The 15,341-nt window shown below is 63.5% G+C and carries 17 protein-coding genes; 7 read left to right on the top strand and 10 right to left on the bottom strand.

Annotation, left to right across the window (positions count from 1 at the left end):
* Nucleotides 1–17 precede the first annotated feature (17 nt).
* The gene (locus BM449_RS10620) at nucleotides 18–1,031 is read right to left on the bottom strand and encodes a CNNM domain-containing protein (RefSeq protein WP_071801190.1); all 1,014 of its coding nucleotides are present in this window, start codon (nucleotides 1,029–1,031) and stop codon (nucleotides 18–20) included.
* 111 nt (nucleotides 1,032–1,142) lie between these two features.
* Here BM449_RS10620 and BM449_RS10615 point away from each other — a divergent pair, with 111 nt between their 5' ends.
* Nucleotides 1,143–2,462 carry an aminopeptidase P N-terminal domain-containing protein gene (locus BM449_RS10615; protein ID WP_071801189.1) on the top strand — a complete coding sequence of 440 codons (1,320 nt, stop codon included), beginning with the start codon at nucleotides 1,143–1,145 and terminating at the stop codon, nucleotides 2,460–2,462.
* Nucleotide 2,463: 1 nt separating this feature from the next.
* Here the strand turns inward: BM449_RS10615 and BM449_RS10610 are convergent, their stop codons facing one another.
* The gene (locus BM449_RS10610; RefSeq protein ID WP_071802217.1) at nucleotides 2,464–3,252 is read right to left on the bottom strand and encodes a TIGR01548 family HAD-type hydrolase; all 789 of its coding nucleotides are present in this window, start codon (nucleotides 3,250–3,252) and stop codon (nucleotides 2,464–2,466) included.
* Between the two features lie 45 nt (nucleotides 3,253–3,297).
* Between BM449_RS10610 and BM449_RS10605 the strand changes: the two genes are divergently transcribed.
* Nucleotides 3,298–3,897, top strand: a complete 600-nt coding sequence (locus tag BM449_RS10605; RefSeq protein ID WP_233830659.1) for a 30S ribosomal protein PSRP-3 — start codon at nucleotides 3,298–3,300, stop codon at nucleotides 3,895–3,897.
* Nucleotides 3,898–3,995: 98 nt separating this feature from the next.
* Here the strand turns inward: BM449_RS10605 and atpC are convergent, their stop codons facing one another.
* On the bottom strand, nucleotides 3,996–4,403 hold the full coding sequence (atpC, locus tag BM449_RS10600) for an ATP synthase F1 subunit epsilon (RefSeq protein ID WP_071801187.1): 408 nt from the start codon (nucleotides 4,401–4,403) through the stop codon (nucleotides 3,996–3,998).
* A gap of 40 nt (nucleotides 4,404–4,443) precedes the next feature.
* Nucleotides 4,444–5,910, bottom strand: coding sequence for a F0F1 ATP synthase subunit beta (atpD, locus tag BM449_RS10595; protein WP_071802216.1), 1,467 nt, complete (start codon nucleotides 5,908–5,910; stop codon nucleotides 4,444–4,446).
* Nucleotides 5,911–6,153: 243 nt separating this feature from the next.
* Here atpD and groES point away from each other — a divergent pair, with 243 nt between their 5' ends.
* Both groES and groL read left to right on the top strand, forming a co-directional pair.
* Nucleotides 6,154–6,465 (top strand): co-chaperone GroES, encoded by a 312-nt coding sequence (gene groES, locus BM449_RS10590; protein WP_071801186.1) that lies wholly within the window; start codon nucleotides 6,154–6,156, stop codon nucleotides 6,463–6,465.
* A gap of 76 nt (nucleotides 6,466–6,541) precedes the next feature.
* Entirely contained in the window at nucleotides 6,542–8,176 is a 1,635-nt protein-coding gene (groL, locus tag BM449_RS10585; RefSeq protein ID WP_071801185.1) for a chaperonin GroEL, read from the top strand.
* Nucleotides 8,177–8,295: 119 nt separating this feature from the next.
* Here groL and msrB read toward each other — a convergent pair whose 3' ends face one another.
* The 3 genes from msrB to gpmI form a co-directional block, all read right to left on the bottom strand.
* On the bottom strand, nucleotides 8,296–8,775 hold the full coding sequence (gene msrB, locus BM449_RS10580; protein ID WP_233831336.1) for a peptide-methionine (R)-S-oxide reductase MsrB: 480 nt from the start codon (nucleotides 8,773–8,775) through the stop codon (nucleotides 8,296–8,298).
* A gap of 5 nt (nucleotides 8,776–8,780) precedes the next feature.
* Nucleotides 8,781–9,011, bottom strand: a complete 231-nt coding sequence (gene secG, locus BM449_RS10575; protein WP_071801184.1) for a preprotein translocase subunit SecG — start codon at nucleotides 9,009–9,011, stop codon at nucleotides 8,781–8,783.
* A gap of 67 nt (nucleotides 9,012–9,078) precedes the next feature.
* Nucleotides 9,079–10,650, bottom strand: a complete 1,572-nt coding sequence (gene gpmI, locus BM449_RS10570; protein WP_233830657.1) for a 2,3-bisphosphoglycerate-independent phosphoglycerate mutase — start codon at nucleotides 10,648–10,650, stop codon at nucleotides 9,079–9,081.
* 246 nt (nucleotides 10,651–10,896) lie between these two features.
* Between gpmI and pyrR the strand changes: the two genes are divergently transcribed.
* Complete coding sequence (gene pyrR, locus BM449_RS10565) at nucleotides 10,897–11,445, top strand: bifunctional pyr operon transcriptional regulator/uracil phosphoribosyltransferase PyrR (protein WP_071801183.1); 549 nt, start codon at nucleotides 10,897–10,899, stop codon at nucleotides 11,443–11,445.
* Here pyrR and BM449_RS10560 read toward each other — a convergent pair whose 3' ends face one another.
* The 3 genes from BM449_RS10560 to BM449_RS10550 all read right to left on the bottom strand — a co-directional run bounded on the left by BM449_RS10560 (nucleotide 11,446) and on the right by BM449_RS10550 (nucleotide 14,212).
* Nucleotides 11,446–11,676: a ferredoxin-thioredoxin reductase variable chain gene (locus BM449_RS10560; RefSeq protein ID WP_071801182.1), complete on the bottom strand. Its 231-nt coding sequence runs from the start codon at nucleotides 11,674–11,676 to the stop codon at nucleotides 11,446–11,448. It abuts the gene before it with no gap.
* A 42-nt stretch (nucleotides 11,677–11,718) separates the two neighbouring features.
* Nucleotides 11,719–12,549, bottom strand: coding sequence for a hypothetical protein (locus tag BM449_RS10555; RefSeq protein WP_071801181.1), 831 nt, complete (start codon nucleotides 12,547–12,549; stop codon nucleotides 11,719–11,721).
* A 106-nt stretch (nucleotides 12,550–12,655) separates the two neighbouring features.
* Entirely contained in the window at nucleotides 12,656–14,212 is a 1,557-nt protein-coding gene (locus BM449_RS10550) for an Hsp70 family protein (protein ID WP_311134054.1), read from the bottom strand.
* A gap of 197 nt (nucleotides 14,213–14,409) precedes the next feature.
* Between BM449_RS10550 and BM449_RS10545 the strand changes: the two genes are divergently transcribed.
* Nucleotides 14,410–14,622, top strand: coding sequence for a DNA-directed RNA polymerase subunit omega (locus BM449_RS10545; RefSeq protein ID WP_071802213.1), 213 nt, complete (start codon nucleotides 14,410–14,412; stop codon nucleotides 14,620–14,622).
* 9 nt (nucleotides 14,623–14,631) lie between these two features.
* Complete coding sequence (locus tag BM449_RS10540) at nucleotides 14,632–15,009, top strand: DUF1818 family protein (protein WP_071801179.1); 378 nt, start codon at nucleotides 14,632–14,634, stop codon at nucleotides 15,007–15,009.
* Nucleotides 15,010–15,341 lie beyond the last annotated feature (332 nt).

Raw genomic sequence — 15,341 nt, 5'->3', positions numbered from 1 at the left:
GGCCTGCAGGGTCGCGCTCACGGGATCGGCTCCGCCGCCGGTTGGGGGCGGCGCCACCAGCCGGCCAGCACGGCCAGCACCGCATCGGCACCGATCACGCCGACGAAGCCGCCGAACTCATCCACCACCACCCGCACCGAATGGCTGCTGCGCCGGAAGGCCGTCAGCAGACGATCGGCCCGGATCATTTCCGGCACGAATTCCACCGGCAGGGTCAGGCTCAGGGCGGTCGCCTGACCCCGGCCCTCCACCAGGGCTGCCAGCAGGCTTTCGCGACTGGCCACCCCGAGCACCTCATCCACTTCGCGCCCCAACACCACCCACCAAGCGGCTGTGTTGGCCAGCAGCAACGCCTTGGCGCTCTCCAGCTGGATCTCAGCCGAGAGGGTCGGCGCCGACACCCGCGGCACCATCAGGTCGCGGGCCGTCAGGTCGTTGAGCTGGAACACCTTGCCGATCATCGCGGCTTCATCGGCTTCGATCTGGCCGGTGCGCGAGCCCAGCCTGGCCAGCAGGCGGATCTCGCCCTCATCGGTGGTGAGTTCGCTCTCGGCGGTGATCGCCGGCAACAGCCGCTCCAGCACCAGCACCAGTGGCAGCATCAATTTCAGGGCCAGGCCGAGCGGAGCGGCGCTGGCCAGCGACACCGGCAGGGCCAGACGGCTGCCGATCGCCTTCGGCAGGATCTCCCCCAGCAGGATGACCAGCACGGTGAGTCCGACCGAGAACAAGGGCAGGGCCACCCTGTCGATCCCCTGGGAGGCGAACACCCAGCCGGCGTAGCTGCCCAGAATCAGGCTGCCGAAGATGTTGAAGCCGTTGTTGAGAATGACGAGCACCGCCAGGGCCCGGCCCATGCGTGTCTTGAGGGCCAGCAGGGCTTTGGCGCCGCGCACCGGCCGGTCGCGGCCTGCCAGTTCGTAGACCCGCAGCGGGTTGACGGTGAGCATGGCGGCTTCCACGCCGGAGCAAACCGCCGAACCCACCAGAATGAAGGCGACCAGTCCGGCCAGCCCAAGCAGCTCGTTCATCCGCTCAGCGTCATCGTGGCCGGCTCATGCCCATACCGTCCTTGCACTCTGGGACCTATCGCATTCATTTAATCGGTTGTGCCAACGTCCTGCTGTTCTGAGCTTGCCTCCATGGTGATCACCGCCGCAGAGTTCGGCCAGCGCCGGGCGCGCTTTCTTGACCAGCTCGGCGGCATGGCGGCCGTTATTCCGGCGGCGCCGCTGGTCACCCACCATGCCGATGTGGAGCATCCGTTCCGCCAGCAGAGTGATTTCTGGTATCTCACCGGCTTTGATGAACCCGGCGCGGTGGCCCTGTTCCTGCCCCATTGCCCGGAGCACCCCTTCGTTCTGTTCGTGGAGCCGAAGGATCCTGCCGCGGAGGTCTGGAACGGGTTCCGCTGGGGATGTGAAGGAGCCGTCGAACAGTTCGGGGCCGATCTCGCCCATCCCCGCCAGGAGCTGGCGGAGCGGCTGGGCGGCTATCTCCAGGGAGCGGAGGGCCTCGCCTTCCGGATAGGGCGCCATCCAGATGTGGAGCCGTTGCTGCTGGCCGCCTGGGCCGCCCAGCTCGACCGTGCCCCCCGCAACGGCCAGGCGGCCCTGGGCCTGGTGGCACCTTGCCCGCTCCTGCACGCGCTGCGACTGCGCAAGTCTGCCGATGAACTCGAGCGGATGCGCCTGGCCGGAAGGATCTCGGCGGAGGCCCATGAACGGGCCCGCCAGCTGGCGCGGCCGGGGCTCAATGAGCGGCAGGTGCAGGCGGTGATCGAGCAACACTTCATGGAGCAGGGGGCGCGCGGACCGGCCTACGGCTCGATCGTGGCCGGCGGAGACAATGCCTGCGTGCTGCATTACACCAGCAACAACGCCCCGCTTGTGGGTGGCGACCTGCTGTTGATCGATGCAGGCTGCAGCCTCAGCGACTACTACAACGGCGACATCACCCGAACCTTTCCCATCAATGGGCGCTTCAGCGCCGAGCAACGCGCCCTCTATGAACTCGTGCTCGCCGCCCAGGAGAAGGCGATCGCCACGGTCAGGCCCGAGGCCGATGCCGAGCAGGTGCATGGGGCTGCCCTACGCGTGCTCGTCGAGGGGCTGGTGGACCTGGGCCTGCTGGTTGGAGAAGTGGATGGCCTGATTGAGCAAGGGGCCTACCGCCACCTCTACATGCACCGCACCGGCCACTGGCTGGGCCTCGATGTCCACGATGTCGGCGCCTATCGCCTCGGCGAACATCCGCAGCCGCTGGAGCCGGGCATGGTGCTCACGGTGGAGCCAGGTCTGTATGTCAGTGATCGGCTTCCCATCCCGGAAGGCCAACCAAGCATCGATCCCCGCTGGAAAGGCATCGGCATCCGCATCGAAGACGATGTGGCCGTGACAGCGGGCGGCCATGAGGTGCTCAGCGCCGCCGCGCTCAAGTCGGTGGCGGCGATGGAGCGCTGAATCAGGAGCCTGCGGCCAGCCACTTGAGCAGGCTGGCGGGCTGAAGTGCGGAGGTGGAGGGGAGCAACCGATCGGCCCCGGCAGCGCGCAGGCTGTCTTCGTAGGCGCTGCGCTGCTTCTCCAGACCGGGAGCCTGCAGATGCGGTGGCACCACCGCCAGGCTCAGCCAGCGCTGGTCGGGCTGTTGCTTGCGGGCGTTCAGCACCGTCTGCACGTCAGCAACGGTGTCACCGAGATAGGCGACGGGTGGGGCTCCAGCCCCCAGGGCGCCTTCACAGAGGCTGGTGGCGAGCCGAAGCAGGCCGGTGGGATCGGGTTTGTCGGGAGCATCGCCCATGGCCACCAGGGGCGGATCACCCAGGTCCAGCCGGCCCGAAAGCACATAGCGAGCTGAGCCGGGCTCGGCACCACTCACAAATCCCCAGGCGATCCCGGCAGCGCTGAGGCCCTTGAAGAAGGCCGCCTCCACCAGCAGCGGTTCGTTGCGAATGAAGCCGCTCCAACCGGCGGGATCCCCCTGGGGATCGCCACCGAAATAAAAGCGGCTGAAGACGTCCACCAGGGCGGCATGGGCCGGCAAGGGGTTGTGGCCGTGGCGGCGCAGCAGCTCCAGGGCGGCATCCCAGTCGTTGTTCCAGATCCCTTCGCCCTTGAGCGCGTCAATACCAGCGGCTTGCGGCCTCCAACCGCAAAAATGCTCCACGGTTTCAGCCAGGGCGCGACGGTAACTGCCGCCCACATCCCTGATCACGCCATCGATATCGAAGAGCAGAACGGCTTGCTGACTCAGGGGTGTCTCAGCTGGGCTGGTAGGTTTGATGTTTGATTTTATGCCTTGAGCGCCGAACCCATGACGGCCCCAGACAGTGCTGCTCCAGAGATTGAGGCGGCCGAAGCCTCCACGGCTGCATCCGTTCCAGCCACGCTGAAGCGTGTGCCAGCCCCCAGCTCGCCCGAACCGGGAGCTGCCAATCGGGAGCTCACCCGTCACGCCCCGGCGGAAACCGCCGCTGCCGCTGAAGACGACGACGGCACCACGAAAGGGCGGCCGGCCCTGAGCGGCGCCAGTGCGGCCTTAGCCACCGCCACGGTTGATGAGGACGGCGTTCCTTCCGGTCATACGCCGAAAGCCGATGAGGGCCGCTTTTTGCTCAAGATCCTCTGGCTGCCCACCAACGTCGCCCTGGCCGTCGATCAGATCGTCGGCGGTGGCCCCAGCCCCCTCACCTCCTACTTCTTCTGGCCTCGCGAAGATGCCTGGGAAACGATGAAGACGGAACTGGAAGCCAAATCCTGGATCACCGACAACGAGCGCGTTGAAATCCTCAACAAGGCCACTGAGGTGATCAATTACTGGCAGGAAGAAGGCAAAGGCAAGTCGCTGGATGAGGCCAAGCTCAAGTTCCCCGACGTCACCTTCTGCGGTACGGCCTGAATCAGCTGGCCAAAGCGCAATAAACGCCCAAGCCATACCAACAAAAAAGCGCCCCAAAGGGCGCTTTTTTCATGACCTGGCTGTGGTGTCTCCAGTCTTCAGGAGGCTCGGCTGGCCTGGAGGCGTGCGCGCGCACGGGCCAGGGTCTGCTGGGCCTTGATCTTGTCGCTGCTTGAAGGTTGGCCCTCAAAGCCGGTGGCCGCAAGTTGGGCCTCCTCAAGGGCCTTCTGGGCCTCATCAGGCTGAATGCTGGAGCCGAGTTCAGCGATGTTCACCAGCACAGTCACCTGGTTGGCTTCCACCTCGGCAAAACCGCCCATCAAGGCAATGGAGGTCCAATCCTTGCCCATCCGCAAACGCATCACGCCCACATCAAGGGCCGTCAGCAAGGACACATGGCCCGGCAAGATACCCAGTTGGCCTGTGGTGCTGGGCAGGATCACCTCGTCGGCATCGCCATCGAAAACGCTCTGATCAGGTGCCAGAACGCGCAGGTTGATTGTCATCGGCAGGGGTCTTCAGAATGGCGATTCAACAATGATCAAGTCAGGATTTAGCTTCAGCGCTCAGCTTTTCTGCCTTCGCCCTGACATCTTCAACCGTGCCGACCAGATAGAAAGCTGCTTCGGGAAGATCATCAAGCTCACCAGAAAGAATCATGTTGAAGCCCTTGATGGTGTCTTCCAACTTCACGTATTTGCCGGACATACCCGTGAAGATCTCGGCCACGAAAAAGGGCTGAGAGAGGAATTTCTCGATCTTGCGGGCCCGGTTCACGGTACTGCGATCGTCTTCAGAAAGTTCATCAAGACCAAGAATGGCAATGATATCCTGAAGTTCCTTATAACGCTGCAGTGTAGATTGCACTGCCCTCGCTGTCCGGTAGTGATCATCTCCGACGACGGCCGGCTGAAGCATCGTGCTGGTGGAATCGAGAGGATCCACAGCCGGGTAGATGCCTTTGGAGGCCAAACCACGGCTCAGAACCGTGGTGGCATCGAGGTGGGCAAAGGTGGTGGCGGGAGCTGGATCGGTCAGATCGTCGGCAGGCACATACACAGCCTGAATCGATGTGATGGAGCCTGCAAGGGTGGAGGTGATGCGCTCTTGGAGCTCGCCGACGTCGGTGCCAAGGGTGGGCTGATAACCCACGGCGGACGGCATGCGACCCAACAGGGCGCTCACTTCCGATCCTGCCTGGACGAAGCGGAAGATATTATCGATGAAGAGCAGGACATCCTGGTTGTTCACATCGCGGAAGTGCTCCGCCATGGTGAGCGCCGAAAGGCCCACGCGCATGCGAGCACCGGGAGGCTCGTTCATCTGGCCGAAGCAGAGCGCCACTTTTGACTTGGTCAGATCCTCGGAGTTGATCACTCCGGATTCCTTGAACTCTTCGTAGAGGTCGTTGCCTTCGCGGGTGCGCTCGCCCACACCACCGAACACCGAGACGCCGCCGTGCTCCTTGGCGATGTTGTTGATCAGCTCCTGGATCAGCACCGTTTTGCCGACGCCAGCACCGCCAAACAGGCCGACCTTGCCGCCTTGGCGGTAGGGGGCGAGCAGGTCGATCACCTTGATGCCGGTTTCAAACACCTTGGGCTTGGTTTCCAGCTCGGTGAGCTTGGGAGCTTCGCGGTGGATTGAGGCGGTCAGCTTGGATGTGACAGGACCGAGCTCGTCCACCGGCTCCCCAAGCACGTTAAAAATGCGGCCGAGGGTGGCTTCTCCCACCGGGACACAGATCGGTGAGCCGGTGTCTAAGGCTTCCATGCCGCGCACCAGACCGTCGGTGGAGCTCATCGAGATCGCCCGTACGCGGTGATCTCCGAGCAGCTGCTGCACCTCGGCCGTCAGGGCGATCTCCTGTCCGGCGGAGTTGCGGCCACTGATGCGCAGGGCATTGAAGATGCGTGGCAGTTTGCCGGCAGGAAATTCCACGTCGAGCACTGGACCGATCACTTGGCGCACAACGCCCTTAGAGCCGGTGTTGACGGGAGCAGCAGCAGCCATAGGAAAGATTGGGGATCGCACAGCGGGATCCATACCCGCCGAAAGCGGAGTCAACTTACCACTGGCAGGGGGATTGGCCCCGAACAACCGATTGTGGCGCCGTTGGCTGTTCGGTGAACCGCCCCTGCTGCGGATTGCGCCTGATCACGCTGCTGCCATAGGTTGGCAGTCAACGAGCACGAGTGCCAACTCGTCCGTTTCATGACGTCATCGGCGTCATCCCTGTTGTTGTCGCACTGAATCATGGCTGCTGTTTCTCTCACCGTCTCCACGGTCAAGCCGCTCGGAGACCGTGTCTTTGTCAAGGTTTCAGACTCCGACGAAAAAACCGCCGGCGGAATCCTGCTTCCTGACACCGCCCAGGAAAAGCCCCAAGTGGGTGAGGTGGTTCAAGTGGGCCCCGGCAAGCGCAACGACGACGGCACCCGCCAATCCCCTGAGGTGAGCGTCGGCGATCAGGTGCTCTACAGCAAGTACGCCGGCACCGACATCAAGCTCGGCGGCAACGAATTCGTGCTGCTCTCCGAAAAGGACATCCTGGCGATCGTTCACTGAACCCAGGTCCCGGTCCGCTGCTCCCGGTCCGCTGTTCCCGCTTCACCCCATCCTCTTCTTCAGAGACTGAATTCCCATGGCCAAACGCATCATTTATAACGAGAACGCCCGACGGGCCCTCGAAAAAGGCATCGACATCCTGGCTGAAGCCGTGGCTGTCACCCTCGGCCCCAAGGGCCGCAACGTGGTGCTCGAAAAGAAATTCGGCGCACCCCAGATCATCAATGACGGCGTCACGATCGCCAAGGAGATCGAACTCGAGGATCACATCGAGAACACCGGCGTGGCCCTGATCCGTCAGGCCGCTTCCAAAACCAACGACGCCGCCGGTGATGGCACCACCACCGCCACCGTCCTGGCCCATGCCATGGTCAAGGCGGGTCTGCGCAACGTGGCCGCCGGCGCCAACGCCATCACCCTCAAAAAGGGCATCGACAAGGCCTCCGACTTCCTCGTCAAGAAGATCGAGGAGCATGCCAAGCCGATCTCCGATTCCAACGCCATCGCCCAGGTGGGCACCATCTCCGCCGGCAACGACGAAGAAGTCGGCCGGATGATCGCCGATGCGATGGACAAAGTGGGTAAGGAAGGGGTGATCTCCCTGGAAGAAGGCAAGTCGATGACCACCGAACTGGAGGTCACCGAGGGCATGCGCTTCGACAAGGGCTACATCTCGCCCTACTTCGCCACCGACACCGAGCGGATGGAAGCCATCCTCGAGGAGCCCTACATCCTGCTCACCGACAAGAAGATCGGTCTGGTGCAGGATCTCGTGCCTGTGCTCGAGCAGATTGCCCGCACCGGCAAGCCCCTGCTGATCATCGCCGAAGACATCGAGAAGGAAGCCCTTGCCACCCTGGTGGTGAACCGCCTGCGCGGTGTGCTCAATGTGGCTGCCGTCAAGGCCCCCGGCTTCGGTGATCGCCGCAAGGCCATGCTCGAAGACATCGCCGTTCTCACCAATGGTCAGCTGATCACCGAGGACGCCGGTCTCAAGCTGGAGAACACCAAGCTGGAGATGCTCGGCACTGCCCGCCGCATCACCATCAACAAAGACACCACCACCATCGTGGCCGATGGCAACGAAGTGGCCGTCAAAGCCCGGGTCGAGCAGATCCGCAAGCAGATCGACGAAACCGACTCCACCTACGACAAAGAGAAGCTCCAGGAACGCCTGGCCAAGCTCTCCGGTGGTGTGGCCGTGGTGAAGGTGGGCGCTGCCACCGAAACCGAGATGAAGGACAAGAAGCTGCGCCTCGAAGATGCCATCAACGCCACCAAGGCGGCTGTTGAGGAGGGCATCGTTCCAGGCGGCGGCACCACCCTTGCTCACCTGGCTCCGGCCCTGGAAGAGTGGGCGGCTGCCAATCTCTCCGGTGAGGAGCTGATCGGTGCCACCATCGTGGCCTCCGCCCTGAGCGCTCCGTTGATGCGGATCGCCCAGAACGCCGGCGTCAACGGCGCCGTCGTGGCCGAGCACGTCAAGGGCATGCCCTTCAATGAGGGTTACAACGCCGCCACCGGTGAGTACGTGGACATGCTGGCTGCCGGCATTGTCGACCCCGCCAAGGTGACTCGCTCGGGGCTGCAGAACGCCGCCTCCATTGCCGGCATGGTGCTCACCACCGAGTGCATCGTGGCTGACATGCCTGACAAGAAGGAAGCAGCTCCAGCCGGCGGCGGCGGCATGGGCGGCGACTTCGACTACTGATCAGAAGCGACTGCTCTGAATGTGGGCCCCTTCGGGGGCCCTTTTTTATGGTCGGCCATCAACCTTGGGCACTTCCGTCACCCAGGGATCGGCTCACCTCGATACCCGAATAACCGCCTTCAGCCTGGAATGAAATTCAGTGCGACGCCGTTGTTGCAGTAACGCTTGCCGGTGGGACGGGGGCCGTCGTTGAAGACATGCCCCTGGTGGCCACCGCAACGTCGGCAGTGGTATTCGGTGCGGGGCAGGATCAACTTGAAATCAAGTTTGGTGACCACCGCATTCGGCAAGGGCTGCCAGAAACTTGGCCAGCCGGTGCGGCTGTCGAATTTGGCGCTGGAGCTGAACAAGGGCAGCTGGCAACCGGCACAGACAAAAGTGCCCTTGCGCTTTTCCTTGTCGAGCGGACTGCTGAATGGCGGCTCGGTGCCCTCGCGCCTGAGCACGGCAAAGGCCGCCGGACTGAGCCGTTGTTTCCAGGCCGCCTCACTGAGCTGCCAATTGGGGTCATTCGCCTTTGAGGCCGCCTCGGCCGCTCGGCCGCCGAGCAACGGGCTAAGCATGGCGCCAAGGGCGGCGAGCAGACTGCGGCGATTGATCGGGCTCAACGCAACCAGCCCGCACTGAGCAGCACGGCCAGACCGAGAAAAACTGCGAGCAGGGTCCAGCTGATCCGATTCAGGGTGTCTTCAGCGCTGCGGGCGCTGCTGAACATGGAGCCACCGCTGCTGGCCAGACCGCCCATGCCATCGCCCTTCGGACTGTGCAGAAGGACACTGACGATCAGCAGCACACCGGTGCCGATCCAGACCCAGGAGAGAATGGCAATAAGCATCGGCCAAGCTTATCGAAGTAACGGCAACACCCCGGGCCCGGGCCAGCAAGGCCCGAAACCAGGAGGCTTAAACCTGCAGGGCCTGGGGTTGACTGCCGGAGGTGGTGACCACATCGGCTGGTTCGATCAACGAACGTCCGGTCATCCGTGCCGGTTGGGGCAAGCCAAGAATCTCTAGCAAGGTGGGGGCAACATCGGCGAGACCACCGCCGCTGCGCAGATGGGCGTTGGCACCACGGCCAGACAATTTGCGCTTTTCGCCTTCCACCAAAATCACCGGCACGGGATTGGTGGTGTGGGCCGTCCATGGCCTGCCGTCGCTGCTTTCCATCACTTCGGCATTGCCATGATCCGCCGTGATCAGCAGCGTTCCTCCCTTGCGGTTGGTGGCCTCAAGCAGCTGCCCGACACAACGGTCCACCGTAGCGATCGCCGCCGTGGTGGCCTCCATCTGGCCGGTGTGGCCCACCATGTCAGGGTTGGCGTAGTTGATCACGATCAGGGAATACAAGCCCTTGTTGATCGCGGCGATGCAGCTTGCCGTGAGCACGGCCGCGGACATCTCCGGAGACTGGTCATAGGTGGCAACCCTGGGGGAGGGCACCAGCTGGCGGTCTTCGCCGGGGAACGGTTGTTCGATGCCACCGTTGAGGAAATAGGTGACGTGGGGATATTTCTCGGTTTCAGCAGTCCGCAACTGGCGCAGATGGTGCTCGGAGACCACCTGGCCCAGCAGTCCGTCGAGGGATTCGGGTGGGAAAGCTACCTCAACCGGCAACCCGAGTTCGTATTGCGTGAAGGTAACCAGATGGAGGGGTGAGAGACGTTGGCGGGGAAAGGCGTCGAAGGGCTCGACGACCAAGGAGCGAATCAGCTGGCGGGCCCGGTCGGGTCGGAAGTTGAAAAAGACCAGCCCATCACCGGGGCTGAGGACATCACTGCTGAAACGCACCGGCTCAATGAATTCGTCATGGATACCGCTGGCATAGGCCGATTCGATGGCTTGCCTTGGACCCAGATCGCTGCAATCGGTCGCTTCGGTGAGCAACCGATAGGCCTTTTCGGTACGGTCCCAGCGGTTATCGCGATCCATGGACCAGTAGCGGCCGCAGAGCGTGCTGATGCGACCGACACCAGCCGCCTCGATCTGCTCCTCGATCTGGGCAATGAACGGGATGGCGCTCTGGGGAGGGGTATCGCGGCCATCGGTGATGACGTGGATGCAGACGTCCTGGATGCCGCGGCCAGCCGCCCAGTGCAGCAGGCCAGCGAGATGGCTTAGATGACTGTGGACGCCGCCGTCGGAGCAGAGACCAATCAGGTGCAGCTGTCCGCCATCGGCAAGGAGGCGATCGGCCAGGCCATTCAAGGCCGGATTGAGGGCCAGGCTGCCGTCTTTGACCGCTTTGCTGATCCGGACCAATTCCTGGCGGATGACGCGTCCCGAGCCGATCGTGAGATGGCCGACTTCGGAATTGCCCATCTGACCATCAGGCAAACCCACATCAGCGCCGCTGGCCTGGATCAAGGCATGGGGATAGGCCTCCCAGAGCGCATCCATCACCGGCGTTTCAGCCAGGGAAATCGCATTGGATTCGGAAGGCTCCCCATAGCCCCAGCCATCGAGAATCGCCAGCACAACAGGGGCTACAGAACCTTCAGAGTTGACGGCCGAGCGGGAGGTAGCTGGGGCTGAAGACGGTTGCGCGTGGATGCCATGGGTCATAGATCTAGGCAGTGTCACCCCTGCGGGGCCGGCGTCCAATTCGCGTTCTGTCATGAATTTACCTTGGCCCGGTTGACCCCTTGCTCTATCCGTGCCCAAGAGTCAGCTTTTGGCCATGAACAGCCCGGTTCCTACGATGGTTTTCCTTAAGGCCATGCCATGGAATCTTCGAGTCCAGCCAGGCGAGTGGAAATCCTCTCCGCTCAGGACTTGACCCGCACCGTTCATCGCCTCGCCTCCCAGGTGCTCGAGAGTGCGGCCGACAGTAGAAAGCTGATGCTGCTCGGCATCCCCACCCGCGGAGTTGCCCTGGCCAGGGTGTTGGCCCAGCAATTGGAGACTAGCGCCGGCCATGCCGTCGACCAGGGCAGCCTTGATCCCACCTTCTATCGCGACGATCTCGAACGGGTCGGCACCCGCCTGGTGGAGGCCACTCACCTACCGGCTGCGATCGAAGGCCGTGAGGTAGTGCTGGTCGATGACGTGATCTTTACCGGCCGAACCACGCGCGCTGCACTGGAGGCCCTGCACACCTGGGGCCGACCCGAAGCGGTCAGGCTGCTGGTAATGGTGGACCGTGGTCACCGGGAACTGCCGATCCAACCCGACTTCTGCGGCCGGATCGTGCCCACCAGTCGGCAGGAGAACATCCAACTCTGCCTCCAGGACGTGGATGGGGTGGACGGGGTGTTTCTGCAGCGCTGCTAATCAGGCCGTCCCGCCAACCCGTTCGAGTTCATCGGCCCGGAAATGGGCGCGGAACTTCCCGAAGGCGACGATCACCGGCAGGGTCGGGCTGATCGGACGGCCCTTCCAATCGTCAAGGACCCGAAACACTTCCCCCTGCTGCCCCAGGAGATCAAAGGGCTTGCCGCGATGTTCCGGGTGGGTGAACACCACCACGCTCTGGCTGACCTTGACCTGTTCTCCCTGCTGCATGGGGGCATTGGCACTGGGCCCCAATCCTGTCATGGGCCCGCATCAACGCTGACAAGCCGTTTCAGGGCCGGCTTCGACCAAATTGCCACCCAGCGTGTTGCAGGCCTTGGTGAAGGCAGACCAATCATCAAGACCGAGGCTGATATTGCGCTGCACCTCCCGGTCCAAGTCAGCGATCGGCACGCTGTTCAAAGCCATCTCGCCGTGGCTGTGGCGCTCCTGTTCCTTGGCCTTGAGCCCGGAGATTTCCTGCTCCACCTGGCGCTTGAGCCCCGTGGTCTGGCTCAACCACCAGGGATGGTCGAGGCGATTGAGTGCATCAAGGGCTTCCCACCAACGCTTCTGGGCGATCATGCTGCGGGCCCGCTCCTCCTGAAGGCGGTTGCGATTCCAGAATTCACGCAAATTGTCGCCATAGGCGTTGCCATCGGGGTGTTGGTGCTCTCCCATCGGCCTGAGCAAGTCGATGGCACCCTCCAGATCTCCCGCTTCAAAGCGAGCCAGGGCCTTGGCCTTCAACTCCTGTTGCCAGGCATTGAGGCGTTGCTTGTCCTCAGACGTGCCGGCGGTGGAGTTGCTAAGCAAAAGCTGGAGTTTCAGGGCCTCGGTGTAATCCGTGGCCTGCCATAGCTCTTCGGCCTTGATCCTTCTACACAGTCCCTGCTCCCTGGGCGCGCGTCCACTCATCCAGCGCAGGGCTGCGAGCTGATCGCTGTATTTAAGGCAATCCGGAAAGTTGCGAGCGCTCGCCGCCTGCTGCAGTCGGCCCGGTAGCTGGGATTCCCACCAGTAAGCCGCACCGATACCGGCAGCCACTAGCCCGAGAGTCAGTGCCAACCAGAAGCGGGGCAGCCTGTGGTGGCGAAGGGCCAAGGCGAAAGCAATACGAAGACCAACTCCTTACTAGGCATACCATCGATTGATGGCCTCCGGCAAGGGGGCAGCCGAACCATTGTCCACCGCACGGCAGGCCCTGTCGCTAACGGACCGATCCGAGGCTGATCGGTTCGTTGACTCGGCCGCTGACCAGATCTTCACTGGCCATGGTCAGTTGGGCCTGCTCGTTGATCCCGAAACGCAATCGCAGCCTGTCCACCCCCCGGCTTCCGGGCGGCTCCAGGGGCAGACCGGCCGGTTGCCGGCTCCAAGGCTCCACGCGGCTCTCCCCGGCCTCGCGCCGGCTGAGCTCGGGTAGGCCCTGGCGGAAGACCACCTCGGCGCGCTGCTCCTGACTTGGTTCGCCCAACACCAGCTCCAGCTGCCGTTGGTCATCGCGGCTGCAGGCCAGCACCAGTTCGAGCGGCTCTGCCGTCGGCCAGCCCTGACCTGCGAGGAACAGGGGATGCCAGCGGTGGGCCTCGCTGCGCGAATCCCAGCAACGCAGCGAAACACCTTGGCCGAGCACATCCTTAATCCGCACCCCAGGGGTGAGGGCAAGCGCGCCGACGGCGATCGCCTCAACCGGGTGTTGATCGAGAATCGAAACACCGGCACAACGCTCCTCGAGCCAGCGCCGAATCAGGGGCATGCGGCTGGTGCCGCCAACGGGCAGCACCGCATCGACGTCGCCAAGGCTGACGCCCTGGGCACGTCCTCCTGCGAGCACCGTCTCGAGCAGATCATCGAGCAGCTGCAACAGGCCCTTGCGCTCGAGCAGCTCCTCCAGGGCCTGGCGGCTGAGCCTGAGTTCCCGGCTGGGTTCTCCCGGTGGGCACCAGAGCACGGAACTGGACGGCTCGAAACTGAGCTTGCATTTGAGCTGTTCAGCCGCTTCCAACAACGCCCCCGAGGGCGGAGCAGCACCGGCGAGATCAGCGGCGATCCAGCGATCCAGATCTCTGCCGCCCAGGGCCAGGCCCGCCTTGCCCAGCACCCGGGCACAGCGCAACGCTTGGCGGCTGCTGGCCAGATCACGGCCGGCAAAGCGAAGCAGCTGGGCGATAGGCGCGGCCCGCCCTTGCCCGCCCTCCAGGGCCACCAAGGCGAGATCGATGGTGCCGCCGCCGAGGTCCAGCACGAGCACACGGCTGCCCGGGGCAAGTCCAGCGCCGATGGCGGCGGCGGTGGGTTCATCCACCAAGGCCACCTCGGCCACCGGCAAGTCCTGGCTGATGTCCTGCAACCACTGCCGGTAGCCGCGGTAGCCGTCGACCGGAGCGGTGAGCACCAGCCGGTTCGGCGCGAGCCTGTCTGGCAGCTGCTCCCAGATGCGATGCAGCAGCAGGGAGCCCGCCTCTTCTGGGCTGAGCAAGGCCGGGCGGCTCCGGGAGTTGGGGCCAACCCCGATCCAGCGCTTGAAATCGCGGCTGAGCTGGGGACTCTCAGCGCGGGCCAGGCCGGCCTCCTGAACCTGGCGGCCGATCAAAACCTGCCCGGAAGCAGCTCCAGCCAGCCAGACCAGGCTGGGGATGACGCAAGGAGCACCGCTACTGAACGGCTCGACAGGCACCAGTTCAATTGCCCCACCGCCTGCGGGCTGGAAAGCCACCACCGTGGTGGTGCTGCCGAGGTCGATGGCCAGCGTCCCTTCAATCAATGGGCAACAGAATCGCTGGGGCGGTGACGGGGCCAAGCGAATCAGGCACGCTGAGCTGACCGTGGGTCTAACTGCAATCTTGGCTGATCAGCGCAGCACGGATCAGCGCGGCGCCCGATCAGCGCAGCTGGGTCTGCCAAGCGGCCCTGGCTTAATATTGGAGAAATTGACAGATTGTTTTGTATACCAGTTCCGCGATCAACCCCAAAGAGCTGGCTCAGCGGGCTGAGAGTTTGATTCGTCACTCCAGCAACCGCTACCTCACCACCGTGAAGATCGCCTTCCGGGCCAAGCAGCGCCGATTCGACGACTTTGATGGCCTCCTGGAGGAATCCATGGTCAAGCCGGTGCAGCGCACGATCGTTGAGCTCAGCGATGAACAGGATCAGCCGGATCTGTTGCCCGGCTGATCGCCTGTCTTGAATCCAGGTTGCTGGTCCGCTGAGGGAGAAGGTTGGCGTCTGGCCTGGGAGCCGGCACGCCAGCCTTTTTCTGTGTTGATCGGTGGTGAGGGCTGGGCGGCGGAGCTCACCACAGCAGAAGCGCTCCAGCTGCGACAGGTGATCGCCAGCTTGCTGGAACAGCGCGAAGCGATCGCTTCAGGCTTGATGGCCGAAGAGCTCATCACACTGGAGTGCGAGCGGGACTGCTGCTGGATGAGCATCGAAGGCAATCGCGGCGAGTGGTCCCTGCGCTTTGTTCTCAGCCCTGGGGCCTGGCAACGGGGCATCGAGGGCCATTGGCCCTCGCCGGCCAGTAGGGCCTGGGCCGAGGCCCTGCTGGCCTTACCTCTTTGAGCCCATGGCCTGGCCAGCGAGCCCATGGCCCGGTCCGCCCTGTTGAGACTGCCAGCCTGATTTGAGCGCGATCAGGACTGCTGATCGCCGCACCCCTCCCCGGCTGGTCGCAGCTTCCCCGCAGATTTTGCACAGGTTTTCCCCAGCCCAAAGAGCTCGAAGCCCCGCCCCCTGCTCAAGCCTGTGGAGAAACGCCTCGCTGTTGGTTCTCCCCTTGACAAGGGCCGTCGATCGATTCAAGCCAGATCAGCTGGAGACCTGGGCGCCGCACAAGCCCCTGAGGATTGGAATCTCAGGCTGGGATCGCTGCTCCCGGAGCCCGGCTGGGCGAT

This window comes from Synechococcus sp. SynAce01, assembly GCF_001885215.1.
GTDB classification, from domain to species: domain Bacteria; phylum Cyanobacteriota; class Cyanobacteriia; order PCC-6307; family Cyanobiaceae; genus Regnicoccus; species Regnicoccus frigidus.
The sequence above is the reverse complement of the archived record's forward strand: the minus strand, read 5'-3'. Positions and strand labels throughout refer to the sequence as shown.